37 protein-coding genes are annotated in these 26,020 nt (G+C 47.5%); 14 read left to right on the forward strand and 23 right to left on the reverse strand.

The annotated features are described in order from the left end of the window. From B5G09_RS14165 to B5G09_RS02405, 21 genes are all read right to left on the reverse strand, one after another. On the reverse strand, positions 1-209 hold a 209-nt coding region (locus B5G09_RS14165), incomplete at its 3' end, for a hypothetical protein (RefSeq protein ID WP_206384402.1). Beyond that, positions 206-775, reverse strand: coding sequence for a 3'-5' exonuclease (locus B5G09_RS02315; RefSeq protein WP_087403884.1), 570 nt, complete (start codon positions 773-775; stop codon positions 206-208). The genes B5G09_RS02315 and B5G09_RS14165, both read right to left, overlap by 4 nt. Positions 776-809: 34 nt before the next feature. After that, on the reverse strand, positions 810-1,802 hold the full coding sequence (gene dcm, locus B5G09_RS02320) for a DNA (cytosine-5-)-methyltransferase (RefSeq protein ID WP_087403885.1): 993 nt from the start codon (positions 1,800-1,802) through the stop codon (positions 810-812). Between the two features lie 63 nt (positions 1,803-1,865). Continuing rightward, positions 1,866-2,474: a DUF4406 domain-containing protein gene (locus B5G09_RS02325; protein WP_087403886.1), complete on the reverse strand. Its 609-nt coding sequence runs from the start codon at positions 2,472-2,474 to the stop codon at positions 1,866-1,868. Then, positions 2,471-3,253: a phage antirepressor KilAC domain-containing protein gene (locus B5G09_RS02330; RefSeq protein WP_087403887.1), complete on the reverse strand. Its 783-nt coding sequence runs from the start codon at positions 3,251-3,253 to the stop codon at positions 2,471-2,473. Before B5G09_RS02330 ends, B5G09_RS02325 begins: the two co-directional genes overlap by 4 nt. 21 nt (positions 3,254-3,274) lie before the next feature. After that, positions 3,275-3,451: a hypothetical protein gene (locus tag B5G09_RS14150; RefSeq protein ID WP_164496857.1), complete on the reverse strand. Its 177-nt coding sequence runs from the start codon at positions 3,449-3,451 to the stop codon at positions 3,275-3,277. Beyond that, positions 3,441-3,779 (reverse strand): hypothetical protein, encoded by a 339-nt coding sequence (locus B5G09_RS02335; protein WP_087403888.1) that lies wholly within the window; start codon positions 3,777-3,779, stop codon positions 3,441-3,443. The genes B5G09_RS14150 and B5G09_RS02335 overlap by 11 nt, the downstream gene beginning before the upstream one ends. 5 nt (positions 3,780-3,784) lie before the next feature. Continuing rightward, positions 3,785-4,561, reverse strand: a complete 777-nt coding sequence (locus B5G09_RS02340; protein WP_087403889.1) for a hypothetical protein — start codon at positions 4,559-4,561, stop codon at positions 3,785-3,787. Then, complete coding sequence (locus B5G09_RS02345) at positions 4,552-5,250, reverse strand: Lin1244/Lin1753 domain-containing protein (protein WP_087403890.1); 699 nt, start codon at positions 5,248-5,250, stop codon at positions 4,552-4,554. Before B5G09_RS02345 ends, B5G09_RS02340 begins: the two co-directional genes overlap by 10 nt. Beyond that, the gene (locus B5G09_RS02350) at positions 5,247-6,026 is read right to left on the reverse strand and encodes a TIGR02757 family protein (RefSeq protein ID WP_087404074.1); all 780 of its coding nucleotides are present in this window, start codon (positions 6,024-6,026) and stop codon (positions 5,247-5,249) included. Before B5G09_RS02350 ends, B5G09_RS02345 begins: the two co-directional genes overlap by 4 nt. A gap of 52 nt (positions 6,027-6,078) precedes the next feature. Further along, positions 6,079-6,819: a hypothetical protein gene (locus tag B5G09_RS02355; RefSeq protein WP_206384403.1), complete on the reverse strand. Its 741-nt coding sequence runs from the start codon at positions 6,817-6,819 to the stop codon at positions 6,079-6,081. An 18-nt stretch (positions 6,820-6,837) separates the two neighbouring features. Further along, positions 6,838-7,281 carry a hypothetical protein gene (locus B5G09_RS02360; RefSeq protein ID WP_087403892.1) on the reverse strand — a complete coding sequence of 148 codons (444 nt, stop codon included), beginning with the start codon at positions 7,279-7,281 and terminating at the stop codon, positions 6,838-6,840. A 29-nt stretch (positions 7,282-7,310) separates the two neighbouring features. Continuing rightward, a complete protein-coding gene (locus tag B5G09_RS02365) occupies positions 7,311-7,931 on the reverse strand; it encodes a hypothetical protein (protein WP_087403893.1) in 621 nt (206 codons plus the stop codon). 10 nt (positions 7,932-7,941) lie between these two features. Continuing rightward, the gene (locus tag B5G09_RS02370; protein ID WP_087403894.1) at positions 7,942-8,685 is read right to left on the reverse strand and encodes an MBL fold metallo-hydrolase; all 744 of its coding nucleotides are present in this window, start codon (positions 8,683-8,685) and stop codon (positions 7,942-7,944) included. Positions 8,686-8,705: 20 nt separating this feature from the next. Then, positions 8,706-9,650, reverse strand: a complete 945-nt coding sequence (locus tag B5G09_RS02375) for a hypothetical protein (protein WP_087403895.1) — start codon at positions 9,648-9,650, stop codon at positions 8,706-8,708. An 11-nt stretch (positions 9,651-9,661) separates the two neighbouring features. Next, entirely contained in the window at positions 9,662-9,982 is a 321-nt protein-coding gene (locus B5G09_RS02380; RefSeq protein ID WP_087403896.1) for a hypothetical protein, read from the reverse strand. A gap of 11 nt (positions 9,983-9,993) precedes the next feature. Then, positions 9,994-11,955 (reverse strand): AAA family ATPase, encoded by a 1,962-nt coding sequence (locus B5G09_RS02385; RefSeq protein ID WP_087403897.1) that lies wholly within the window; start codon positions 11,953-11,955, stop codon positions 9,994-9,996. 9 nt (positions 11,956-11,964) lie between these two features. Further along, a complete protein-coding gene (locus B5G09_RS02390; protein WP_087403898.1) occupies positions 11,965-12,252 on the reverse strand; it encodes a DUF3853 family protein in 288 nt (95 codons plus the stop codon). Next, a complete protein-coding gene (locus B5G09_RS02395; protein WP_087403899.1) occupies positions 12,249-12,470 on the reverse strand; it encodes a hypothetical protein in 222 nt (73 codons plus the stop codon). Before B5G09_RS02395 ends, B5G09_RS02390 begins: the two co-directional genes overlap by 4 nt. A gap of 24 nt (positions 12,471-12,494) precedes the next feature. Beyond that, positions 12,495-12,881, reverse strand: coding sequence for a helix-turn-helix transcriptional regulator (locus B5G09_RS02400; protein ID WP_087403900.1), 387 nt, complete (start codon positions 12,879-12,881; stop codon positions 12,495-12,497). 1 nt (position 12,882) lies between these two features. After that, complete coding sequence (locus tag B5G09_RS02405; RefSeq protein WP_087403901.1) at positions 12,883-13,101, reverse strand: hypothetical protein; 219 nt, start codon at positions 13,099-13,101, stop codon at positions 12,883-12,885. 223 nt (positions 13,102-13,324) lie between these two features. Between B5G09_RS02405 and B5G09_RS02410 the strand changes: the two genes are divergently transcribed. From B5G09_RS02410 to B5G09_RS02450, 9 genes are all read left to right on the forward strand, one after another. Beyond that, positions 13,325-13,681 carry a transcriptional regulator gene (locus B5G09_RS02410; RefSeq protein WP_087403902.1) on the forward strand — a complete coding sequence of 119 codons (357 nt, stop codon included), beginning with the start codon at positions 13,325-13,327 and terminating at the stop codon, positions 13,679-13,681. 1 nt (position 13,682) lies between these two features. Beyond that, positions 13,683-13,883 (forward strand): hypothetical protein, encoded by a 201-nt coding sequence (locus B5G09_RS02415; RefSeq protein ID WP_087403903.1) that lies wholly within the window; start codon positions 13,683-13,685, stop codon positions 13,881-13,883. Continuing rightward, on the forward strand, positions 13,862-14,491 hold the full coding sequence (locus B5G09_RS02420) for a hypothetical protein (RefSeq protein ID WP_143256457.1): 630 nt from the start codon (positions 13,862-13,864) through the stop codon (positions 14,489-14,491). Before B5G09_RS02415 ends, B5G09_RS02420 begins: the two co-directional genes overlap by 22 nt. Beyond that, the gene (locus B5G09_RS02425; protein WP_143256458.1) at positions 14,488-14,778 is read left to right on the forward strand and encodes a hypothetical protein; all 291 of its coding nucleotides are present in this window, start codon (positions 14,488-14,490) and stop codon (positions 14,776-14,778) included. The genes B5G09_RS02420 and B5G09_RS02425 overlap by 4 nt, the downstream gene beginning before the upstream one ends. Next, a complete protein-coding gene (locus B5G09_RS02430) occupies positions 14,778-16,055 on the forward strand; it encodes a phage integrase SAM-like domain-containing protein (protein ID WP_143256459.1) in 1,278 nt (425 codons plus the stop codon). The genes B5G09_RS02425 and B5G09_RS02430 overlap by 1 nt, the downstream gene beginning before the upstream one ends. A gap of 218 nt (positions 16,056-16,273) precedes the next feature. Further along, positions 16,274-16,459, forward strand: a complete 186-nt coding sequence (locus B5G09_RS02435) for a hypothetical protein (protein WP_087403906.1) — start codon at positions 16,274-16,276, stop codon at positions 16,457-16,459. Between the two features lies 1 nt (position 16,460). After that, complete coding sequence (locus tag B5G09_RS02440; protein WP_087403907.1) at positions 16,461-17,021, forward strand: hypothetical protein; 561 nt, start codon at positions 16,461-16,463, stop codon at positions 17,019-17,021. An 83-nt stretch (positions 17,022-17,104) separates the two neighbouring features. Further along, a complete protein-coding gene (locus B5G09_RS02445; RefSeq protein WP_087403908.1) occupies positions 17,105-17,419 on the forward strand; it encodes a hypothetical protein in 315 nt (104 codons plus the stop codon). Then, positions 17,416-19,902, forward strand: a complete 2,487-nt coding sequence (locus tag B5G09_RS02450; RefSeq protein WP_087403909.1) for a hypothetical protein — start codon at positions 17,416-17,418, stop codon at positions 19,900-19,902. Before B5G09_RS02445 ends, B5G09_RS02450 begins: the two co-directional genes overlap by 4 nt. Before the next feature lie 111 nt (positions 19,903-20,013). Here the strand turns inward: B5G09_RS02450 and B5G09_RS14170 are convergent, their stop codons facing one another. Beyond that, complete coding sequence (locus B5G09_RS14170; RefSeq protein ID WP_162608230.1) at positions 20,014-20,244, reverse strand: hypothetical protein; 231 nt, start codon at positions 20,242-20,244, stop codon at positions 20,014-20,016. Positions 20,245-20,295: 51 nt separating this feature from the next. Between B5G09_RS14170 and B5G09_RS02460 the strand changes: the two genes are divergently transcribed. Further along, positions 20,296-21,525 (forward strand): site-specific integrase, encoded by a 1,230-nt coding sequence (locus B5G09_RS02460; RefSeq protein ID WP_087403910.1) that lies wholly within the window; start codon positions 20,296-20,298, stop codon positions 21,523-21,525. A gap of 25 nt (positions 21,526-21,550) precedes the next feature. Beyond that, positions 21,551-22,687: a PDDEXK nuclease domain-containing protein gene (locus tag B5G09_RS02465; RefSeq protein ID WP_087403911.1), complete on the forward strand. Its 1,137-nt coding sequence runs from the start codon at positions 21,551-21,553 to the stop codon at positions 22,685-22,687. Between the two features lie 170 nt (positions 22,688-22,857). On the opposite strand, the gene B5G09_RS02470 is transcribed toward B5G09_RS02465, so the two are convergent. Then, positions 22,858-23,676, reverse strand: a complete 819-nt coding sequence (locus tag B5G09_RS02470; protein ID WP_087403912.1) for a helix-turn-helix domain-containing protein — start codon at positions 23,674-23,676, stop codon at positions 22,858-22,860. 135 nt (positions 23,677-23,811) lie between these two features. On the opposite strand from B5G09_RS02470, the gene B5G09_RS02475 reads away from it, so the two are divergent. The 3 genes from B5G09_RS02475 to B5G09_RS02485 are packed head-to-tail and all read left to right on the forward strand — an operon-like array spanning position 23,812 to position 26,009. Then, a complete protein-coding gene (locus tag B5G09_RS02475) occupies positions 23,812-24,825 on the forward strand; it encodes an aldo/keto reductase (RefSeq protein WP_087403913.1) in 1,014 nt (337 codons plus the stop codon). Positions 24,826-24,838: 13 nt separating this feature from the next. Further along, positions 24,839-25,687 carry an aldo/keto reductase gene (locus B5G09_RS02480; RefSeq protein ID WP_087403914.1) on the forward strand — a complete coding sequence of 283 codons (849 nt, stop codon included), beginning with the start codon at positions 24,839-24,841 and terminating at the stop codon, positions 25,685-25,687. Then, a complete protein-coding gene (locus B5G09_RS02485) occupies positions 25,680-26,009 on the forward strand; it encodes a Dabb family protein (protein ID WP_162608231.1) in 330 nt (109 codons plus the stop codon). Before B5G09_RS02480 ends, B5G09_RS02485 begins: the two co-directional genes overlap by 8 nt. Positions 26,010-26,020: the final 11 nt, after the last annotated feature.

A 26,020-nucleotide genomic window follows, 5' to 3' on the forward strand; every position in this document is an offset into this window, starting at 1 on the left:
GGGGGGGGTAATTTATCCCAATCCTTTTTGTCATGCTGCTTGCGGTTGTGCTTTGGGTTCTTGCAGATACATTCCTTTTGCCCATCAATACCCAACCCATAAGGCGGGTCACATATTGCAAGGTCAAAGGCATTGTCAGGCAATCCCCGCATCACTTCCATGCAATCGGCATTCACAAGCCGGATTTTCCCGTATGTTTCAACATTCATATTCGACCCGTCACTATGTCAAACACCACCTTTGTCAAGTTAATGTCATACAAGGCATTGTGCAATGATTCACTTTCGACATCAACGCCAAGCGTTTTGGCGACCGTGGACAACTTGAAATTCTCCATGTCGGGGCGGCGTGTCGCAAGATATGCGGACGCAAGCACCATCACATCAATGGTATTCGACCAGAACCAAGACCCAAAGTAATTGTCGCTGTTCTGTAAGAAGAAACCGCGCAAAAACTGATTGTCAAAAGCCGCGTTGTTGTAGCCGACCAAAAAGAACTTGTCTTTCTTATTGTACTTATCAACGTACTTGCCAAGCATCGCGACAAATTCCGAATACACCTGTCGCATTGGCGGGTATGCCAACACTTGTTCACGTGTCACCCCGGCGACTTTCAAGGCTTCTTCTTCGATTATCGCCTTGGGGTTGGGCTGAACGTGAAAATCAAATTGTTCTTTGGAAACCCCATCAATCACGATTTCACCCGATATTTGATGGATTCCGTTCTTGCCGGGATTTACCCCGGTCGTTTCAAGGTCAAAAAATAGAAGTTTCATTTTCTGCTTTTGTTTTATAGTGAAACATTATTTGCTAAATCTTCGATAACCATTGTTCCCAAATGCGGCTTGCGACTTGTGCCATCATCACGGGTGGCACGGACATTCCGCACACATAATGGGGTGACTGACCGCCGAAATTGTAGTCTTGCGGAAAGGATGAAATGCAACACACTTCACTTTTGGCAAGGAACTTGGGTTGCACAAAGTGAATCAAGCATGATTCCTTGCTTGCAAGTGTCGGGCATATCTTGTCCGGATACACATAAGCCTGATTGAAGTTCGACCCTTTGCCGAACAACCTTTCATTCGCATCACCTTGGTTGCTGTCACCATCCTTGCGGTTATCCCACAAAAGGCGCATCACCCTTGAATTGATTTCGCGCCCTGAATAGTCGGCGACTTCACCAAACATTATTGGCGGCTCGTTGAAATCAAGGTCTAATTTCGGCACTTCGTTGAAAAGGTCTTGCATCACCAAGAACGGGGCGGCAAGGTCTTTCCGCAAACAGACAAAGAACACACGTTCACGCCTTTGCGGAACACCCATCTTTTGAGCGTCAAGCAACCAATGTTGGCAATAATACCCGGCATCCTCGAAGCCCTCATATATCCGCCTTACATACTCCTTGGCTTCACCAAGCAACAACCCCTTGACATTTTCGGCAACAACGACCTTTGGTTGCAGCTTCTTTGCAAGGTCTATGAAGTCGAAAAATAAGGTGTCAAGCACTTGCGCCGCCTGACCCTCTCGAAAGTGCTTCATCTTGCCCCATGCTTCTTCACGGCTTCCGGCGACCGAAAACGTGGAACAAGGCGGCGACCCGTCCAGCACGTCAAGGTTGTACAATTCGGGCGGCAAGTCCTGTCTATCCTTGAATGTCTGTATCGGTTCAAGGAAAGGAAACTTGGGGTTGTGATTCTGACAATATGCGTACATCATACGGTGGTCTATTTCATTACACCCGATTACATCAAACCCGGCAAGTTTGTAACCCATCGAACTGCCCCCCCACAAGCGAAACATGAAAAGACCACCCCTTTATCCTTGGTAAAACGGGCATCTTTCAAAGTCCAACGGTAATCGAATTTATGCGCTTTCATTAGTTCTATTCAATATATTGTTTACTCTTGTTGCCAATTCACGGAATTGTGGGTTATACTTGAAATCATCTTCGTATTTCTTCAACAAGTGAAGCATCGAAGAATGGTCACGGTGAACGTATTTCGCAATCTGTATCAACTTCATTTTGCGCTTGCGACAATGATACACGAATATCATTCGGGCAAATACCCCCTCACGCTTGCGCGACTTGGTGATATACTGATTGAAGCGTAACCCGGTCACTTCGTGGATTGCGTTTTGAATGCGCATGACTGCTTTGTATTCATCATTTAGAATGATTATGTTTGATTCAAACAATACGTCCTTGCCCGTGCGGTTGGCGAAATCAAATTCTATTGAAGCCCCGGTTGAAGTAGTCCAATTATCCATCATGTAGATTGCATCGCACAAATGCAACATTTCAATGTCCTTGCACAAGTGTTTTATCCATTCTTCATGGGCTGCAAGACCATTCTTCAAGGGGTTAATCACTTCAAAGCCAAGTTCCGTCAATAAGGCTTCCGCATCTTCAAACCTTTGTTCGGCTTCCTTATATGGCAAGCCACTTATCTTTCCTGATATGTATATCCTCATGGCTGCAAGTTCTTTTGGTTGTTATGCAAAAACTTATTCACGAAATACACTTGACCCTTGCCCGTTACTTTGGTCGTGTTGGAAATAAGGGTGTCGCCGTTAGGCTTCTGAATGGTCGTTTTCTTGATTTCAAACAAGCCCATTTCCATTGCCTTTTGGGTCGGTTGATTGTATCTTTCACCGTGTTGGCACAAATAGCCGTTATCGCGCATCCATTGAAAAAGCCGCTTTTCGCCCGTCTGAACCCCGTTTTGGCATATTATCTTGGCAAGTTCGCCGATAAGCACGGATTGTTTCGCGGTTTCAACCGCTTGTGAGAATAAGACACGGGGTGCATCAGCTTCAATCTGCTTTTGCTGCCGCTCGATTTGTTCCGCCTGTGCCGCTGCAAGGCGTAATGCTTCCGCGAATGATTGAGGTATCGCCGGGGTGGTGGTCGGTTGCATTGCTTGCCTGACAACCTTTTCCATCGCGTTGAATTGCTCAATGAATGCAACCTTGAATTGCATTGCTTTTGCACCTGTCAAACCCATTGCAAGCAAGGAAAAGCCGTCACGGGTCATTATGAACATCGGTTGTGTTTGCCCCCGCATATCAACATACGTTGTTTCAAAGAACCAATTTTTCGCGGCTAAATTTTGAGCCGCCAAATTCCTAATGGCTTTCAACACATTCTTGTGTTGCTTGTCAAACACTTGTGACACCTTCAAAGAATCGGTCACGGGTGTTCCTTTTTCGGTCTTATAGACCGCATCTTGTTGAATGATAATACCGTCCATTTTTATAAAGTTATTAGTTAATTATTCCGCATCATCATCAAAGAAACCTTGGTTTTCATCCAAGAAAGCGTCCAACGCATCATCACAATATAAGCCCTCGCAAAGACTATCGCAACGGTGGTCGATTTCGCCGCTTTTCCACGGGCAATAATCACATAAATCATCACCCAATGCCTGTTTCAATTCTTCATTTGCCATCTGCTTCAAGTTCTATTTTTGCAATCGCTTTAAGTTCTTGAAGTCGCTTTTTCAAGACTTCAACTTGTTCATCCATCACCTGAATGGCAATTTCGGGCGAAATGTTGAAAATGCGCATTGATGAACATATACCGTCAGGAACACCCAATTGCATTCCCTTTCCATATTTGCCGAAACTTGTTTCATTTTCAGCAATGGGGCGCGGGTCTTTCGCCGCACGTTCACGCGCTTTTTCGACTTCCTCGCACATATCGGACTTGATTTTTCCGATTTCTTCAATCTGTTGGTGGCAATTGTAAATTTGCCTTGCTGTTTCTTTCGTAATCATAGCTGTTAAATTTTACGTCTGTCTTTTCCTTTGATTTCAAAATAATTGCACATTTCACGAAGTCGGCTTGCCACACGGTCGCCATACCTGTTTGAAAGTGCTTCACCGTTGATTTTAAGATTTGAGGTGATAAGGGTTAATTCGTCGGTCTTGTCGCCCCGGTATTCAAGCACGTTCCGCAACACGTCAAGACGGTTGCCCATGTACATTGATTCTTGCGGCTCGCTGCCTAAATCCTGAATGCCAAGAATGCCTTGCGATTTGTACCTTTGAATGTTCCCATCCTCAATGAACTTGTCGCATATCTCATCAGCCCGGAACGTCACCCACCACAAAGGGCGTGTCGTGTTGTTGTCTTTCTCCATTGACACCCGGAAACCCCATGCGGCACTATATGCAAGCATGATTTCAAGACACCATGACTTGCCCGAACCCGTGTTTCCGGCAATGTAGATACCGCGTTTCAAATGCCCCGGAACAACTTGCCTTGTGTCAGGGTCAAGACATTGCATTGACGTGTCGCAATGACACCATTTGATGAAGTTTTCGTAAGTGAAGCGGTTTTCATCGTCAATCACGAACTTTGGATTCCGGCTTTTGCCGATTGCTTCAACAATCTTCAATGCTTCTTCGACATCATATTGCAAGTATTGGTAACGGGTAATGCCGACAAACAACCCACGTTGCTTCACGGCTTCCAAAATGCGACCGACACTTGGCATCTGCACTTTCACGGTCTTTTGCTTGCCGTCCTTGTCTGTTATGGTTTCTTTTACGTCCATTCGTCATTGCACTTTTTGGTTACACTTGCTTTTCTTGCCGGGCGCATATTGTCACGCTTTGACCATGTGACAACCGCCATCCGCCAATCTTTCATCTTATTTTTGCCAATCATCCAATCTTTGCTTTGATAGAACGCAATGAATGCTTCCGCATCAACCGAATATCCCTTTTCTTGAATGTAGGATTGTACTTCTTCAATAGTAGGGGGGCAAAACCGTTTGACGGTTTTTGCTTTTTCCCTCTCTATATTATTAGATTCTTTACTTTCCTTTTCTTTACTTTTCTTTTCTTTGGATATATCTTGCATTGCATTTGCATCCGTTTTGCATTGCGTTTGCTGATTTTGCATTGATTGCCAACGCTTTATGGCGGCAAGTTTTCTTGATTCCGAAATGGTTTTGCGCTTTTCAAGACGTGCATTTACTGACTTTGACCAAAACTTTTCGCCATCATTTTGGAACAAATCGAAGTCTTGCACTACACTTTCAACAACCTTGCTTTCCACGTGCAATGCAAATGCAATGCTTTTGCACGACTTCAAGGGCAAGAACCCGTCTTGTTCATATAGTTGCTCGACAATGCACCAAAATACACCGATACCCGCCGCACCGTGTTCAATCAACACGTCTTGCAATTTTGGGTCATTCCGGGCATTGTAATCATGTTGGAAATAATACACTTCTTTCATCGCTTGACGTGTTTTTGTGATTCACCGATACCGAACAACGCAAAATCATACCTGCAAGGGTCTTTGGGGTCGAAAACCGCCAAATTGCGGGTCAATTCCTCAACGGTCTTGCGGTCGTTGCCTTGCCGTGTAATCAAGCCCAATTCACGCCCCACACGGGCGACATGAACATCAAGGGGCATCATCAGCTTGTCGGGGGTCAATTCGTGCCAAATGCCCAAATCAACAATGCCATCTTGTCGGCATAACCAACGCAACATCAGATTCAAGCGTTTGCAAGCCGAACCGCCCTTGTGTCTGTTGGGTGTCGGGTTGGAAAGGTGCTTTGAGTATTTACCGCCATTGGCTTTTGCAAACATTTCACGCAATGTTTCAAAACCTTTCCAAACATTGCAACCGCTTTGGATGAACACATATTCAAACGAATAACTTTCAATGAATATGGAATGCAACCCCTTGCACATATACGCCAAATCACGTCCAAAGAACGTGCGGTGAATGCTGCATTCGGGGTCTATTTGTTCCCATTTGTGTTGCATCACGAAATCATAAGGCTTACCATCCATAATGTCAAAAAGCATCTTCCGGCAACCGTTCATTATCTGTTTCCTATTACCCCAAGCGATTGTTGAAGCAAGGAATGCGGCGATTTCAATATCTTGTTTGGTCTTGCCCAAGAAGCAACGCGGAAACAACACCGGGTCATTATCCATGAATGCCGTTGTGTTGTACCTTGCCACAAGGGATTCCAATGTTATTTTCAAATCCTTATTCATTGTTGCGACAATTAAAGCCCCCGACCCGACAAAGCAAGCCGGGGGCATTCGGTTAAACTTCAATGATTGCGATTTCCGGCGCAATCTCCCTTATTTGCTCCAATTGTTCATCAATCACCTTGTCACGCAAATCTTCAAGCGTTGCTTGTACGCCCGGCGACAACAAGACAAAGGCGACTTCACGCCCGTTCACCTGTGCGAATGTTTCCACCTCTATTGTTTCGGGCGGCATACCCTTGAAGATGGGCATTTGGATGGTGAACGAATCGGGCAAGTTGGAACTTACCATTTGGGCGAAATTGTCCGTGCGGTTGCCGTTTTCCTTGACCGCCCTTTCAATCTTGTTGTTCACATCGGCGGTGAAGTTCATCAGGCTTGACACCAACTTCATGTTTTCGTTGCGGTCGGCAAAGAATGCCCGGTTCATCTTGATAAACAAGCCAAGTTCCGTTGGTGTCCACACCTTGTTGGCGTTAATGCCAAATTCAATGAACTTGGGGTTGTAACTCAATTTGCCCGTGATTTCGCCACGCCTGTATTCGTCCGCTTCATTCGTAATCAAGGTGATTTCGATTGTGTCACGGTTCACAAGAACGTGGCAATCCTTTTGTTCAAATTGCCCGGCGTTGATTCTCTTTTTGAGGTATTCAACGACCGCCCCGATTACGCCTTTCAAGTTGGTTTTGACGGGGGCTTTGGGTTCAAGTTCTTTGGGTGCTGCACCCTCACGAATGACAAGTTCCGCTTTGCTCATTCCGGGCGCAAGGTTGATTTGCAATTTTTCGTTGTCCATAATTCAAAAATTTAGATGTTAATTGTCCGTTCCTGTTGGTTGATTGAGGTTGCGAACCACGCCAAAGATGGTCGGTTGCAGTTCATCGGCGGTCGCCGGGCGGCTCTCAACCAATTTGCCGTCCTTGTTGTAGTACCCGGTTTCCTTTGTTTCTTGGTCGGTGAACCTGTAACATATTTCGGTCACATATTCCGCCTTTGCCTTGATATTGGAAACCATCTGTTTGCGCTGTTCCTGCAAGGGCTTCAACTTGCCCTTGAAAATCTCCATCGCTTCTTTCTTCTCGTTTTCAAGTTCTTCAATCTCAATCGACACGTTGGCAAGTTTTTCTTTATGCCCTTGCAATTCTTCCGGGCTGTATGGCTTCATGTAGCCCTTTTGTTCGCAACCATCGCAATTGTCTTTCAAGAATGCTTCACGTTGAATCGGGTTCTTGTATTCTTGCCCAAGTTCTTTATCCATATCTTATCCGTTTTACTATGAAACACCTGTCATTTGAAAAGGAACACTTCGTTGTACAAGTCGGCGAACATTTCACCGAATTGGCGGGCGCGATTTACGGTCTTGAAGCAAAGCCGAGAACCGAGACTCGCACTCGTATACGTAGCCGTAAAAGCCGTATACGCATACACGAACCCCGCAGCATCCCGGTCATATACAAACCAAGGGTAATACTTGTATTGGTTGGTGTTGCTGAAATCCGGCACGAAATCATCCGCCTTGTTCCATGCTTCCGCAATGGTGAACAACTTGTTCAATGCGGCAAGTGCTTTGAGGTGTCGCGGGTTCATTTCATCAACCAAGTGGGCAACGCCGGACAAATCCAAGCAATTGTTCGATTGCAGCTTCTTTGTTACGTTAAAATCCGCATTCGGCTTGCCGCCAAGATACTTCCGGGCTTCCTCATAGTTGGTCACAAGCTCGTTGATTTCCTTATCCTCGATTTCATCAAGGGTGAAATCAAACGGGGTCAAATACCCCTCATCGTCCGAATCCAAATCTTCGTTGTTGTCCTCAATGTAACCGTCCATCACATCAACGGCTTCAACCTTTGAATCAAACTTTCCAATGGCTTTTTCAATGCCTTTTTGTCTTAAAAGAAACTTCTTCATACTCTGAAAATTAAAATGGTGATTTATTGAAATTTGAAATTGTCATTCCACTTTCCGCAATGTGGATGGTCTTGCCCGTTGCTTCTTCAATTCCTTGCTTGAACTCCTTTGCATTCGCATTGCCATCCGAAAGGTGTATCAAGACAATGTTGTTCACGCCTGACAAGTCGTTTGCAAGCAATGTTTCCCGGCAAGTGTCAAAGCTGCAATGGCTTTTCATAGTCCTTGCCCGTAATGCCATCGGCAATTTGCCCGCTTCAACATTGGCATCCAATATGTCTTGACGGTAATTGCATTCAATCAAGATGTTGTTCAATCCCTGAAAGGTGTAATGCAAGTAATATGTATCAGTCGCGAACAAGACCAAGCCGCATTCATTGTGGTAAATCAAGAATCCGAAAGGCTCTTTGGCATCATGTTGGGTTGCGAATGGCTGAACCTTGAAATTGCCGATTTTGTACATTTTCAATTCATCCATCACCCGGACAAGCCGGGTTTGCGGCAAATGCAATGCGTCTTTCGTACCTTGTGACATATAGCACGGAATTTGCGCTTCAAGGCACTTTCCGGCGTGTTTGGCGTGGTCGCCATGCTCGTGCGATATGATTACACCAGCAATGCGGGAAATGCCGAAATTGACCGCCTTTTGCACGTCCTTGAACGGAATGCCGCATTCTATCATCAAGCAATCATCGCCATTGTCAAGCAAGTAACAATTGCCCTTTGAACTTGAACCCAAAATTTTCAATTCCATAGCCTTTCGGATTTTGATTGTTAGAAACCGGGTTGGGGTTGTGGTGTCGGCGATTGTGCCGCTTCATCATTCGCGGGCGCGGGTTTTGCATCATCCACCGCCTTGATTTCGCCCGTTTCCGGGTCAATTATTGTCGCCGTGGTCTTGTCGCTTCCTTGCGCCAAATCAACCCCGATTTGCACCTTGTTGGCGTTGTCGTGCTTTTCGGCTTCAACTTCCGCCCCGACTTCCTGATAATCGACATCGACAATATCTTGGTATTCCTCAACGGTACGCATACCCATTGACAATTCGGGGGCATAAGCACTTGTCCAGAATGAAGCCGCACGATACATTAGCATCTGTTTGGTCATGGTCTGCCATTTTGAACCGTTCTTTGTAAACCAACCCTCTTGGATTGCAAGGCGAATTGACACGGGCGAACTTTCCAAGACTTCTTCCGAACCCTTTGCGCTCGTATAGGCGACACACTCAATGTCCATCATCTTGCGCCCGTCAAACTGCTTGGTCGCGGCTTCATTCTTGTAATAGCCCCGTCCGTTCTGACCGTTCACCCATACTTTCGTGTATTCGACATAATCAACCATGCCAAGCATCCCTTTTTCGGTGAAGCGGTATTTCAAGGGCTTGAAGCGTCCGCAAGTGTTCACGGTGGCGACAAGGAATTTTGAAGACCAAGACGGCTTGCCGTATATCGGCACCATGTTTTGCATGACCATCAAGGGGCTTGCGCCGATACGTTGGGCAATCTCAATGGCAATCATGCAATTTGCCATCGCCTTTTCGATTGGGTTTTTGTCCGTCACCTTGTACATATCCGGCACAAGTTCCGAATTGGCAAACATCCTGCACACACGTTGCATTGTTTCAAATTGCACCGGGTCAAAGAAGTTGAACCCGACTTGCACGGGGGCGGCAACCGTCAATGCTTGCCCCTGCTTTTCTGTTTTCTGAATTTCGTTCATATCTGTTCAATTTACTTGTTGATGAATAGTGTTAGATACCCCCCCCCGAATTTTTCAATAAGTTCTTTCAAGGCGGCTTCTTTTACTCCTGCCGTAATAAGTTCCTTGCCTTTTTCCTGCAACGCTAATGCGGCGATTGATTCAACGACCTTTCCGCCATGCCCCATGACCGCCACAATCTGTTTTGTGCCATCCTCACTTTCCACGGATTCGGACGCAAGGATTATAAGACCGCGCTTTACACCATCCTTTTCACTTGTCATTTCTGACATCATACGTGCGAATGTTTCCACCTGTGAAATAAATTCGCCTTTCTCAATTTTCTTTTCCATTGTTGCGTTATTTATTTGATTGTTAAAAAGTTGTCCTTATTGACAACAAGGTTGATAATCTGACTTTCTGTTTCGATAATATCATTGACCGATTCCCGGTTATCAATGAATATCGGGGCGCAAACGCCATAGAACTTGCACAACGTGTTGATTATGTCAAGCCCGGCATTCATTTGCCCGGCGGTGTTCGCACTTGGATAAGGAACACCATCAATCAATGGAATGCACGTTTCAACGGCATTGTTTTCAAGGGTGTAATCGAATAAGCGGAAAGACACGTGCTTGAACATCCCGTTAATGCGACTTTCACATTCGTCAATCTTGGTCTTGGTGAATTGCTCAACCGTGTATTCTTCTTTTTCAGCATCGGCGATTTGTTGGGCAAGGTCTTTGCCTTTCTTTTCAAGGTCTTTGATTTCATCTTCGTAACGCCTGATTGTGTCACGATTGGCAAGACGCTTTTTCAGTTCATCACGGGTCTTGTTCAACTCTGACTTTCTTTCTTGCGCCTTGCTCGTGTCGGCGGAACTTGCTTGTTCCGTTTTGATGGTGGCTTCAATTTCCTTGATTTCCGCTTGCTTTTCGACCCATTCCGGGATTGATTCAGGAACAACGGCGGCGGCATCAACAAGCGGCAAAGACACAAATTCGGCTTTCAATGCGTCAATGGCTGCTTGGATGGAAACAACACTTGCGTTGGATGTTTCAATGTCCTTTTTCACATCCTCGATTTCCTTTTCAAGTTCCTTGATTCTTTCGCCAATTCCCTTTCCCTTGGCGGTTATCTCATTGCATTTGTCGGCTTGTGCTTTTGTGAAAACATCCCTTGCCTGTTCAATCATTGCGGCGGGCAATTCCTGCTTGCAATGGGGGCAAGTGGTTTCACCCTCATAGACTTTGCCGTTTTCCTCAAACCAACGCTTGCGCAAGGTGTCTTGCTCCGACCTCAATTTTTCAATCTCTTTTTCAAGCCGTTCTTGCTCCTTTTGTGAAGAAGATAATTCACGCTTGGTGGTCGCCAATTCCCTTTCCTTTGCCTTGATATTGCTTTCCAATTCACGGCGGCGGGCATTGGCTTCAAATGCGGCTTCCTGTGCTTCCTGCTTTGCCTTGAAAATGATTTGTTGGCACTCTGATTTCAAGGTATTCACCGCCTTTTGCTTTTCCTGTTCCGCTTCATATTCCTTGCGGATTGCGGCGGTTGCATCACTGATTGCCTTGTCAATGTCCTTGATTTCATCGTCAATGACTTGGATTTGCACTTCAAGGGCGTTGAAATCTTCATTTTCGGGCATCATCTTATAAGTTTGGTCAATCCTTGGTTGGACTTGTGCCAAATCATCTTTCAAACGCTTCTTCCGTGCCGAAATTTCGGCTTTGAAGTCCGAAAGTGACTTACCGCTTATCTTGTCAAGCAAAAGGGCAAATTCGGGCTTCATTGAAGCAATTTCGGCATCTGTGATTGTTCCGGCAAGCTGAAAAAGTTGTTCCCGTTGCAGCTTCCACGGCATATTGACAAAGAATGCCGGGTTGGTTATCATCTTGAACACGGATGAATCAATGATTGCTTCAATCCTTTTGGCGTATTCGCCGACATTGACCGGGGTTTCATTCCACCAACATTCGGTGTGGTTGCCCTTGAACACCCTTTCGACTTGCCCACGGGGTTTTACCCAATCTTCAATATAGGCACGTTTCAAGCTGATTTCCTCACCATCAACGACAATGACACCCGAAACGCTGCATTCAACGTTGTGCAATTCCTTGCCGTCAATGCGTGTCTTGATTTCGTAATCCTTTCGGTCTTTGGAATCCTTGCCGAAAAGAAGCCAAATGAAAGCATCGAAATGCCTTGACTTACCCAAACCGTTGCCACCTGATATTGTGGTGACATCCGGGTTGAAATTCGTTGTCCGTTCCTTTTCACCCTTGAAGTTGCAAAGGGTCAAAGATTTTAATGTTACCTGTTTCATTGTTGCGTATTATTTATTGTTATTGTATAGTTCCAAAGCAAGGTCGGCATCGACAATGATAATTCGCCCGTTTTGCTTGATTGCCCGGTCAATCCGTCCGCTTGCCTTGATTCTGTTTGCCGTTGTCATACTGCAATTGAACACTTGGGCAATCCCGGCGATACCATAGACATACCGTTTTTCGGGCGCGGTCGGTGCTTGCGGTGCTGCCTTGTCCGCTTGCGCGGATTCTATCAACTCCATCAATTCGCCAACCGTCAAGTCGATAATCCTTGTATTTGGGTCAATTTTTATCATACTTCATCATCCATTTCAGGCAAAAGCCCCTTTGATTCCCAATACTTCGCAAGCCTGTATGCGACATACCCGAAAAGGGCGGCAATCGTCTTGCTGATAAAGAAGTCCTTAAACCATGTTTCTTGGTTTATTGGTTCGGATGTTGCGCATATCAACGCAAGCACACCGAACAAACCGACAATGGCGATTCTGACTTGTTTCTTTGTTTCTTCTTTCATTGTTGCGAAATTTTTAGTTGTTAGTTAAAATTCGACCGTTGCAAAGTCATCTTCAAACTTCCGTCTTGACCTTGCCACCCGAACCGTCCGGCAAGTGTTCCTTGTGCGTACTCTGATTGCCACATTGTCGAAATTGAAGATTTGCGGTATCAGCAAGGCGACAAGTGTTGTTGCAATGAACTTGCGTTTCAGGGGCGACAAGTCAAAGGAAATGTGGAATTTCGTGCAAAACCACCATGCGGATAATTCATTGACTTTGGAACACCCGGTTTTCTCATATATGTTCCGGGCGTGATTCTCCACCGTCCGTTCCGAAATGAAAAGGCGTTCCGCAATGTCTTTCTTGCTTGCGCCCCATGCGAACAATTCCGCAATTTCGGCTTCACGCTTGGTCAGGCTTTTTGCTTCCATATCACATTCCCCAAACGTCCTTAATCCCGTAATCGGCAAAGACGGCTTCAATCGCCTTTGCTTCCGAAACCTTGGGTTCGACCTCACCTTTCAATCTGTTTAAGAATGCCATTCGGGTATTGATACCCAAAGCCGCCATCAGCTTTGCCCGGCATTCGGAAATGTCGCCGTTCTTGACTTGCGACCATCCTTTGTTGAATGAAAATTGTTCTTTACTCATATATGTTTGAAATTAAATGTGTTCAAATCCGCAACTTTTCGGGTTTGCTTTTGGCATTCCGCAAAAAATGGCGTAATTTTGCTATTTGCAAACGCTCCTTAATGCTTTACCTTTGCATTGTGGAACTTTACGTTTGCAAAGATACGGCATATTGCGTGTAAAACCAAACTTTTTCACACAAAATTGCGTGTTAAAATTTAGTTTATTTTGTAAGTCGTTGATTATGAATGATTTGAATATAAAAGAAATTCGTGAAAAATTAGGTGTATCGCAAGAAACCCTTGCGGAAATGGTCGGCGTACACCCTCGAACCATTCAAAATTGGGAATCGGGCACGAAAATACCAAGGTCAAAACACGCAATTTTGCGTGACCTTGTGTTGAAGCCGCAAAATTACGCCGGGGGTGAACAACAAAATGTTCACGGCGACAACATCAATGGCAACAACGTAACGGTTCACAAGACCGACACCGACAAACTGTTGGAAATCCTTGCAAGCAAAGAACAATCTTTGGCAAAGGCGCAAGAACACATTGACAAGTTGTTGGAAATAATAGGGAACTTAACGAAAGGGCAATGATATGGGAACAATAAAAATCAAGGTCAATGACTATTACGGCAACCCGTCTTATTATTCGGTCATGCCGCAAGAAATTTTTGATGAACTCGAATTGGCAAGCCTGAAAGGTGAAGAATATACGACCGTGAACAAAGACCAGTTCGACACAATGATTATTGAATATGATAAAAAGATGAAGCAATGGGAACAATCAAAAGTATAACATTCATCGTGTGTTGCTTGCTGCTTGCCGGATGTATGAATAACGCAAGCAAGCAAGTTCCACAACACGAACAACAAGAAAAGTATGCCTTGCGTGAAATGTTGGATTCTTGCTTGCAAGCCCAACCGAATGCAAACAACAATGATGTAACAAGGTCTATTCTTGCGGACACATTGAAATCAAAGTTTCAATGCTTCCGGGGGCATTCATTGCCCTACATTGAAGATTTGCCGTTTCAATATGAAATGTGCTTGAAGTACCCACAAACACTTGAAACCGACATTGAAAAATACGTTGTGAAATTCGGGTTTGGTGACGTGACATCAAAATGCGAATTGTCCGACAAATACGAAACGACCTTTCAAGTCTTTGCGATATTGGACAAAGAAACGGTCGCGACACTCGTTGATGGTGCTTTGTATCATATCAAAGGCACGTTCCGGGATTTTGCGAACAATTCAGCGGAAACGGGTTTCAAGTTGCCAAGCGGCAAATGCCTTGTCGATTATCCAAGTGTGGGTGTTTCTGCCTTTGGCGACAAACCTTTCATTGACATGGGAACATTGGTGATTGATAGTCTTTCATTTACACAAATCAAGCAACAATGAAAAAGAGCATCAACCCACAAGCAATGGCAATTCAACGCCGTTTCTTTGAAGCATTGGACTTGGCTATCTCATTAGGCAAGATAACCGGGTTGAAAGGCTTTTGCGCTGACCACAACTTGAACCGAACCAAGTATTCACGCATAAAGAACACCCTTGACAAGCCTTTGGATGAAACGACTTATAAAATGATTGATTTGGACGCACTTTCGGCGATTTGCACGGACTTTGGCGTTTCGCCTGAATGGTTGTTGCTTGGTCGGGGTAAAATGCTTAAATCGGACAAATAATGCACATTCAGAAAGGTATAAAGTTCTTGCTTCACAAGCGCAAGGCGGGTGACACGCAAAATCTATCCATCCGAATGCGTGTGACATTGCGGGGGCAAAGACCGCTTGATTTCCCAACCGGGCATAACATAGACTTGAAAGATTGGGATGCGGACAACCAATGTGCCTTGAAATCGGCAATCGGGGCGGCTGACATCAACCGCACCATTGACGAATGGAAAGCGATAATGAATGAAGTGTTCGCAAGATATGAATTGCTTGAAAAGCGTGTTCCGACATTGGGCGAAATCAAGGATTTGTTCAATGATATGGTCGGACGCAAGACCAAGACAAATGAAAGCCTTGCAGACCCGAACTTGGATTTGTTTCAAGTGTTCGACTTGTTCACCGAAACAATGGGGATGCAAAACCAATGGACTAAATCGACATTTGAGAAATTCGCGGCAATCAAAAGCCATCTTCACGATTTCGACCCGAACTTATCATTTCCGGGCATAAATGAATCGAAGATGCAAGCATACCTTTCTTATTTAGAAAAGAAAGGATTGCGGAACACGACCATTGCCAAGAACCTTGCCTTTGTCCGTTGGTTTTTGCGTTGGGCGCACAAAAAAGGGTATTACAATGGTGATATGCAAGACACGTTCAAACCGAAGTTGAAAGGCACGGATGGCAATTCAAAGGAAATAATATACTTGACCCAAGACGAAATCAAAATCTTGGAAAACCACCAGTTCTTGCCCATGCAAGCCGCGCTTGAACGTGTCCGGGATGTGTTCTTGTTTTGCTGCTTCACGGGATTGCGGTATTCGGATGTTGCGAAATTGAAGCGGTCGGACATCAAAGACGGCTTCATTGTCGTTGTGACCAAAAAGACGGTGGACGGATTGCGCATTGAACTGAACAAGCATTCGCAAGCCATTCTTGACAAATACAAGGACATGAAATTTCCAAAGGATTTGGCGTTGCCCATCATATCGAATGTGAAGATGAATGCCCGCTTGAAGATTCTTGGGCAAGTGTGCGGCATTGATGAACCGACACGCATTGTCTATTTTCAAGGCGGTGTCCGACATGAAGAAGTGTTCCCCAAATGGGCTTTACTGACCACACATTGCGGACGGCGCACGTTTGTTGTCACCGCCTTGCAACTTGGCATTCCAAGTGAAGTGATTATGAAATGGACGGGTCACAATGACTTTTCGGCAATGAAACCTTACGTCAAGATAGTAGATGAATTGAAAGCAAAGGCAATGTCAAGGTTTGACGGTCTGTAATGTACACGAATTGCCCGGCTTTGCCGCGTACACGATTTTGTACACGATTTTTGGGCATTTTCATGGGATTGTGTGGTATTGTAGAATATCACCATTTTGGGCGAACAAGAAAATTCATTTAAGCGACAAGGATTTTGGCATTGTATGATATTCTATGATATACAAGTTATTAGTGCCTCTATCTCTCGTGGCGCTTTGCCTGGGACGAGCGTATGCGGATGAATACCTTCATCGTGGTCTTTGCCAGTCTGACCGACGGCAGCCACCTGTTCGAGTATCTGCCCCTGATGCTGCCGCTCTTCTGGATAGATGATACGGAGGATGAATTTTACTGGCCCCGGTCGGCCGGGATTCCCGAGGAGGCCCTGCTCGATCGGTCGCCCTTCGAAACTGCCGTCGAGTGATATGGAAAAAGTTATTCGGTGCGGATTCGGACTGCTGCTCGCACTGACACTTCCGATCTGGAGTGTACAAGGCGAACAGGCTCCGGCGGGCGATCTTCCCAACTTCGATGTCGTACCGGAAAACGCCGCCCGGGCGGTCCTGCTCCACACCGCCACCCCGGAATGCGACACTGTGCGCTGCTCTCTCTCGATCAATGCCGGGCAGCCGCGGGCTCGGGGCGACTACGAGATTCTGCTCTCCAGCAACCAATATACCGACCGAACCCCGACCATCGTCACGGAGGAGGGGACATCGCTGACATGGCTCCGCAGTTCCTCTTCCGAATCCTGGAGCAACGGCATGACCACACGTGTCTGCCGGCACTTCTATCGCTTCTCTCCCGCCAAAAAGGGTGAGTACCGGCTTCGTTGCCGGGACCTCTCGTTCGACGGGGTGGCCTACGACGGCGTATTGACGATCCAGGTCGGAGCACCGGAGCTAAATGCCGTTCCTACCTTCCTTTTATGGGTGGCGGGAATCGGTTGTCTGCTCCTCGTTGAAGCATTCATTCGGATTGGATGATTGGATGCCGCAACGAAGCCTGAGTCGATACGGCCGACTTCATACGGCGACACCGCAGGCTTTTCTTCCGCTGGAGAAAAACGGTGCTGCCGCCGGAGCGGATCGACGCATTGCTTCGGGAGCTGGCCGAGCAGTACGACTGGACGATTGACCACATGGACCGGGATTTTTTCGTCGCACACACCCATCCCGCATGGTGGAATGCCACGTGGGGTGAACAGATCTTCGTCGCGCACGACCGCGGCGGCATCTGGATCAACAGCATCAATGACCTCGGCAAGCGCAGTTCGATCGTCTCGTTCGGATATACCCGTCGGAATATCCGCCGGGTGACGGAGGCAATCACAGCACAGGAAAAAGATACCCATTCATTCACCGATGTAAGCCCGATACCATGACACCACTGAAAATCACCCCGCTGCCCGGATGCACTCCCGGGACGGCCGAAAAGATCGACGCACTCAACCGCAAACTCGGATCGTTCATCCACGCACCGCTCAATCTCAAGGAGATACTGCGCATGGAGCCGTTCGCCGCCGACGCGGAGGTGGTGCGGGCCGTTGCGGTCTCGCTCGACAACTACGCCATCCTCCCGACCTCGACAGAGGAGTGCGAACGCCAACGCACGACGGGTCTGCCGAAGGACTACGATATCGTGGGGTTCTGGTACTGCGTGGCGCTTCTCGCCCTTTCGGCAGAGCCGGAGGCCGTGCGTTATCTGCTCGTGCTGGCGCGCATGCTGATGGTCGAGGATCCCGCGGAGCTGTTCCTGCTGCGGCGCATTGTCCGCCTGCTGGAGGGATTTCCATTTCCCCACCGGCAGGAACTCAGAAGCCGGATTGAAGGCTTCTACGACTCCGTTACGCACCGGCTGGAGGCCTTCCGATGGCTGGAGGCCGCCGGAATCCCGTGGCCCGAGTCATACGAATGGGAGGTCATCACGCAATTCTCCTCCGACGGCGAGCCCTATGCCGATCCGGCAGCACCGAAGAAGGAGCGGCGCAGGCGCGTGGTGCTGACACTCCGGCTGAACAGTCCCCGCAGCCTCTACGGCAGTTGCCGCCAGCACAACAGCTACGAGATCTCGCTCCGCAACGACGACAACACGACACGCGGCCTATGGAACGAGGGCCACGGCGATCTCTTCATCGAAGATCGTCCCGTGATGCAGCACCGGATGTTTACACCGTTGCAGCTCCCGGAGTTGTTCGACGCGCTCGAAGGGCTCGGCATCCGCCTGGTACGCAAACCCGTGATGGTCTACACGAGCCAGGGAATCCGGAATGCCCATGTGAAGGTGTTTCAGATGCTGGAGGATCAGCTCGGACGCAAGTCTTCGGCGTTCGGACAGGCCGAAGAAGAGGCTCAGACGAAGGCAGAGGACGATACGGGCGGCATGTCGGCAGGAAAAGCAGGGAAAGGCCAATTCCCGGAGGTCGAGCGGGCCGTGGAGGAGGCGCTGGACCTGCTCAAATACGACGGGGATGTGAACGACTCGCTGGCCGAGATGCGGAAAAAGTGGGGCGAAGAGATTTCAGTGCTGCACGACGCCCGATTCGACGAGATCGGGGTTCAATATGCCTGCCGCTCGCATGAGGAGGGTATGACCGCTCTCGGACAGGAGCTGACCGGCCACGGATACCGGCTCTATGATCTCGACGGCGACGATATCTACCTCCTCACGTTGCAGCCGGAGGCTCACGCTACGGATTTCGAAAAGAGCTGCCGGAAGGCGGGCCAATATTGTCGGCAATTGAAGCAGTCGGGGCGCGCACCTGGCTCTCCGGCCCGAACGCTCGCCCCCGAACGCACAATGCCCTGCGAAGAGGTGCCGTGGCCCGATGATGCCGACTACATGCTCGACGCGCTGGCCGGCGACTTCTGCAGCGGACGGTGGAAAAGCCGCGATGCGGAGGAGTGGCAGGGGAATTTCGTCGCCGACCTCCGCCAGCGGCCGCTGCAACCGGTCAAGGTGCGCTGGAACCGGTTTTGCTGCCTGACCTACTCCCCGGAGATGGATTTCTATGCGGCGTTTTACTACATTCCGCCCATGCAGTGCTGGATGCTTCTCGGGGGCAAGAATCCCCTGGAAGCGAACAGCTGGAAGCGGCTGTGCGACCTGCCGAAACAGGAGTCGCCCTTTCTTTTCCTCGACCAACGCCCTCGATGGTTCGGCCGCTACCTCTGCTTCGGCGACCGGCAGAGCGCCACGATCCTCACGATGAATCCGCAGGGAGTGGAGCGCGTCCAGCGTTTTCCCCTGCCCAAGGCGCAGCACCCTTGCAGGTTTGCCTGCGACGGACTCGGACGCATCCTCCTTGCACACGGCGAAGAGACCTATCGTTTCGAAAACGGCTCGCTCTCACCGCTGGGTTTCCGCATAGCGAGCGGCGACGGGTTCAACGGCTCCATTCCTGTCCCCGGAACCGGCCGACTGGTGATGTGCGGCTTCTCGGACCGGGAACTGGTCGCCCGACTATTGGAACTCGACGTCGATACGCGCCGCTGCCGGACTACCCGGATGCAGAACGTAGATCCCTGGTCGAACCTCCTCCCGTTTGAAGACGACTGGGTGCTGATCAAAGGAGCTTGCGATTCGATGCGACTGGATTTCGCCCGGCTCTGGAACCGCACGACCGGCGAAGTGCTGCGCATCCGTCCCGGGATGTTCGGCAGCGAAAAACTCGAACACATCGGAAGGCTGAGCGATGGCCGTGTGGTGTTGACCACACTTCGCTCCCATGTGGGACAAGTCGTGCACTTTCCCGCGGATTTCTGGAATTTTCTCCGCACGGCCAGCCGTCCGCAAACGCTGGAGCCGATGCAACCCTACGAAACACTCTATCCAGATATTCCGCTGACACTGCCCGAAAGATCATAACAAAACATGTGCATGATTGGGTAAAAGAGGTGGATTAAAACATCATTCACAGCACGTGTGGGGAAAATGCGGGGAAAATCCGGAAAAATAAAATCGCTTAATTCGTCTGTATCAACAAATTAAGCGATTTTCCTGGTACCCAGAGCCGGTACAAGGCATAGAAATCACAGGAAAACAAAAGAATTTATCTTCCTTATTATCAGCTATTTGCATATTTCCTATTTTCTTCGTTTTTGCCATATTTTGCCCATTTTTCGTCATTAAGTACACTTTTAGTACACTTTGAAATTCCATTTTCTTTTGTACCTTTGCAACATCGGAAAACAAAAGAAAATCAATCATTTAGTGTAATCCCCGGTTACGGTACCTAAATCGGGATAAAACCTCTAAACAATGGCAAAGTTAGAAAATAAAACGAAAGAAAACCCCAAATTGGAGCAAAACAAGCTGTCTGACGGCAGAATCAGCCTGTATCTGGAGTATTATTTGGGTAGGGAGGAAAAGCCTGTATTGGATGAAAACGGTAATCAGGTGTATTATGACAGTGGCAAGATGCAGGGAAAGCCGAAATTCTCTATCAAGCATCACAGGCGAAAAGAGAATCTCAGCCTGTATCTGATAGATAAGCCCCGTACCCCTGCGGAACGTCAGCAGAACAAGGAAACGTTGGAGCTTGCCGTAAGGATACGTGCGGAACGTGAACAGGAATTCAAGGAAAGTATGTTGGGGTATCGCCTGAAAAAAGACCGAAATGTGAATTTCTTGGATTATTTTCAAGCCTATATCAATGACTACACTAAGAAGGACATTCGGATGGTGCAAATCGCGCTCAGCCGATTCAAGGATTTTTTGAAGGAACATTATCCGATGTATGAGTTCAGTATCAAGCCCGAACTTATTACAAAGGACATGATGGAGCAGTTTGTGGCTTATTTGCAATCGCGAAGTGTGGGCGAAGGAGCCAAAAGCATCTTCCAGCGTTTCAAGAAGGTAATCCATTATGCGATTGACCATGACGTGATGCTGAAAGACCCGTGCAAAGGTGTCACCTGCAAAGTGGATAGCCAAATATTGCGCAAGGACGTGCTTTCGCCAGAAGAAATCCAGCGGTTGATTGCGTGCCATTATGACAACGAGAACCCCAATGTAAGGCGTGCGTTTATCTTTTGCCTGTATTGCGGTTTGCGCTTCTGTGACGTAAAAGACCTTACCTATAAGAATATCGATTACGCTAACAAGTTGCTAAAATTTGAGCAGAACAAGACCAAAGGTCATTCTGCCAGTAGCGGTGTGGTCATTCCGCTTAATGACGGACTTCTTTCGCTTGTGGGAGAACCACCGACAGACGGGAACAAAGACGCTCTTATCTTCAACCTGCCTTCGTATGAAAGTTGCTGTAAATCAGTCAAGCGTTGGGTGAAAAAAGCTGGGATAGACAAGCACATAAGCTGGCATTGCGCCCGCCACTCGTTCGCTGTGAATATCCTCAACAACGGGGCAAATATAAAAACTGTGGCAAGCTTGCTCGGGCATAGCGGATTGAAACATACGGAGAAATATACCCGTGCGGTGGATAAATTGAAAGAAGATGCGATAAACAGCTTGCCGGAATTAAAGTTTTAACTATAAAAGACTTACCTTTGCAACTATGGATTTTGAAGCATTAGTAAAACATATCAGCACGATACAAAACACGTTGCAGGCACAAGCCGCACACGCTGTAAATCTTGCCCTGACCGCTCGCAACTGGCTCATGGGCTGCTATATCGTAGAGTTTGAACAGAATGGTGAAGACCGTGCCGCATACGGTGAGCGACTGTTGAAGAAGCTGGAACAACGGTTGAACATCAAGGGACTGAATGAGCGCAGGTTTCGTGAGTTCCGGCGGTTGTACCTTGTTTATCCGCAACTGAAAGAGCCTATCGCATTGTATCTGACATCGCAAATTCGGCACTCGCTGACCGCCGAATTCATAGAACCAATTCGGCGGATGCCGTCCGCCAAATCTGCAATAAACATTCGGCGGATGCCGTCCGCCGAATTGGATAAGGCAAAAGAATGGATGCTTCCGGCAGATAAGCTCTTTAACAAGCTCACATATTCCAACCTGATGCTTATATCCACTATTGACAACCCTGTAAAAAGAGCGTTCTATGAAATGGAAACGATTCGTGGGTGTTGGTCATATAAGGAATTGGAGCGACAAATCAATTCCCTTTATTACGAACGCAGCGGATTGTCGAAAAACAAAGAAGCCTTGTCTGCTTTGGTGCAGCGGCAAGCCGCGCAGTTGCAGCCCAAAGATGTTATCAACACGCCTGTTACGTTGGAGTTCTTGGGGTTGAACGACCGAGCCTTAGTGACTGAAAGCGACTTGGAGCAGTCTATCCTCGACAACCTGCAACACTTCCTGCTGGAAATGGGGCATGGCTTCTGCTTCGAAGCCCGGCAAAAGCGCATCCTAATAGACGGGGATTATTTCTTTGCCGACCTCGTATTCTACCACCGCATTTTAAAATGCCATGTCATCGTGGAATTGAAGATAGACAAGTTCCGCCACGAGTACGCTTCGCAACTGAACCTATATCTTAACTACTTCAAGGCGGAAGTGATGCAGCCCGACGATAATCCGCCTGTCGGCATCCTGCTTTGCACCGAGAAGGGCGACACGTTGGTAAAATACGCCACTGCCGGATTAGACCCGAACATCTTCGTGCAGAAGTATATGATAGAACTTCCCTCCGAAGAAGAAATCAAAAAGTTTATCTCAACTGCAAACTATTAGCAATAAAAGCACTACTGGCGAAAAGAGAAGAAGTATCCATCCTTTTCTCTTTTCGCCAGCACGTTTATTACTGCCAACAAGAATAGGTTTAGGTTGGTTTGGATATATAAACAAAGGAATGAACTAAACTGTTCTATTAAGCATACAGCCACGTCATGGACTAAGTACGTTTACAAGCTATTTCTGTATTCCGTAGGCCAAACGCCTATCTGCTTTTTTACATAACGGCTGAAATAAGAAACCGAAGAGAAGTTCATCTGTTCAGAAATTTCACTAAGCGTCAACTCCTTTTGGCACAGCAACCTTGTTATCTTATGGAGCGTGAAGCGGTCTATCCAATACGTGACAGGTTTCCCGCTCACTTTCTTACACAGTTCGGAAAGGTAATGGGGTGTGACGCAAAGTCGTGACGCATAATAGGGGACATCTCTGTGGCGGACATATTCTTCTTGGTAAAGCAACTCTACAAACTGCCACAGGAGGCGGGCGGTATGTTCCGAAACTTGCTGCCAAGCATGACTACGCGCATGGATGTCATACAAGTCAAGGATATGAGCAGTGAGCAAGTGCCCTATCATTTCTTCGTAAAACAGATGGGAGGTATCGCATACGCGTTCCTTAAGCCGCTCCATGTCGGCAAGGCATTTCTTAAAATCACTATCGGATAACTTCATCACCGGATTCTGCATCAAGGCAAAATGACCGATGATGCCGTAATTGCTCCGTATCGTCATGGAGGTAACAAACGATTCGGACAATGCCATGGCGATAGCCCGGTAATCATCCGATGCTGAAAAACCGGAAGCCAATGCCACATTGGTCAGGATAACATAGTCTCCGGGAGCGATATTGTAATGTACATGCTGGAAATAAAAACTCACACTTCCTTTGATGCATAAGATATGCACGACATGGTCTGTATTCCTCATGGCATCATAATCAGCCACTGAATCCATGAAAAACAACTTGTTCCATCCAGCAGTATCCATACGCTTTTATTAGGATAATTGATTTTGCAAATATAAGAAAATACCACGAAAAGTGAATGCATCTCCCCGTTTTTTGCATCGGACTTTCCCTATGCAGGTTGTAACTTTGCAATGTAATAAATAACAGACTGCACAATGAAGAAAAGAATGATTGGCAACTTGGAAGTTTCCGAAATAGGAACGGGTTGCATGGGTTTCTCTCACGGTTATGGCAAGATTCCCGAAGAATCTTACAGCATCGAAGCGATACATAAGGCATACGAAGCCGGATGCACCTTCTTCGACACGGCGGAGGTTTACGGTGATGTGCTCTACTATCCCGGCCACAACGAACAATTGGTGGGCAAGGCTGTGGCAGATTTCCGCAAGGACATCGTACTGGCCACAAAGTTCCATCTGCACCCCGAAGAATTGGCGAACGGCACAAGCATGTATGATGCCATCTGTCGCCATTTGGAGAAATCGATGAAGAATCTGAACACGGACTACATCGACCTTTATTACCTGCACCGCATCAACGAACAAGTGTCGTTCGAGGAGATAGCGAAAGTCATGGGACTGTTTATCAAGAAAGGTATCATCCGGGCTTGGGGCTTGTCGCAGGTAGATGCCGACACCTTGGCAAAGGCGCATGCCATTACACCCGTGGCTGCCGTACAAAGCCTCTATTCCATGCTGGAGCGCGATTGCGAGAAAGAGATTTTCCCCTACTGCCAGCAACACAACATTGGCGTAGTGGCATTCTCACCGATAGCCAGTGGTTTCCTTTCCGGCAAAATCAATGCCGACACACAATTTGAGGCGGTGGACGATGTTCGTAAGTTCGTGCCGCAACTGAAGCGGGAGAACATCATTGCCAATCAACCCATCCTGGACATCGTGACTGAATATGCCGAGAAGAAGCATGCTACCCATGCCCAGATATCGCTGGCATGGATGCTCCACAAATATCCCAACGTGGTTCCCATCCCCGGCTCGAAGAATCAGGAGCGCATTCTCGAAAACTTAGGTGCCACAGATGTAGAGTTGACCGACGAAGAATTCGCTGCCTTGGAAAGCGCGCTTGATGCCTGCACGATTTATGGACACCGCGGAAGTGTGGAAACGGAACAGACTGATTTTAGACAGAATTGGAAAAAGAACTCTTAAAGGAACAATCGCAATGAAAGAAGTGAGATTGAACAACGGTGTGATGATGCCCGCCATAGGTTTCGGTGTCTATCAGATTCCGGTAAATGATACGGAAAGAGTGGTGAGCGATGCCCTCGAAACGGGCTACCGCCTGATTGACACGGCGGCATCTTATTTCAACGAAGAACAAGTGGGCAACGCCATCCGTCACAGCGGATTGAAACGGGAAGAAGTGTTTGTAACGACGAAGTTATGGGTGCAAGATTATGAGTGCGAAGATGCTTTGCGGGCCTTCGACAAGTCAATGAAGCTGCTCGGACTGGATTATCTCGACCTGTACCTCCTGCACAAACCCTATGGCAATTATTATGCAGCTTGGCGTGCCTGCGAAAAGCTGTATAAAGAAGGGCGCATCCGTGCCATTGGCGTGACCAGCTTTTCAAACGAGCGCCTGCAAGACCTTTTCTTGCACAACGAGGTGAAGCCTGCCGTGAATCAGTTGGAAACCCATCCGTTCTTCCAGCAGAAGGAGGCCAACCAATTCCTGCAATGCGAAGGCATCCAACACGAAGCTTGGGCGCCGTTTGCCGAGGGGCAAAATGACATCTGGCACAATTCTGTGCTGAAATCCATTGCGGAGAAACATGGGAAGACCGTAGGCCAAGTCATCCTCCGCTGGCATAACCAACGGAACGTGGTGGTCATTCCGAAGACAACGCGCAAGGAACGGATGCTGGAAAATCTTTCCATCTATGATTTCACGCTGACGAGCGAAGAGATGCAAGCCATCGCCGGCTTAGATATGGGCAAAAGCCCCATCTACGATGACATGGACTTGGCAACGACCAAATTTATCGGGACGCATAAGATTCATGAATAATACCAATCAGGAGGACAGAAAAATGATTAGACATATCTTTATCGGGACCTTCAAGGAAGACATATCCGATGAAATCAAGCAAAAAGAGCTTGCCGACATGAAGGCAATGAAAGACCGCATTCCCGGCATCGTCAATCAGGAGGTAGGCTTCAGTACCGGATGGGTAGGTCTGCAGAACCAAATCGTGATGACGGTGGACTTCCAATCCAAAGCCGATTTCGATGCTTACATGAAGCATCCCTATCACGCCGAATACATCAACCAGACAGGAATTGATTACTTCGACACTTCCAGCTTCGTCGCGGCACAGTTTGAATATTAAACAGTAAAGAC

The sequence above is a fragment of the Alistipes sp. An54 genome (assembly GCF_002159375.1).
Lineage (GTDB): Bacteria > Bacteroidota > Bacteroidia > Bacteroidales > Rikenellaceae > Alistipes > Alistipes megaguti.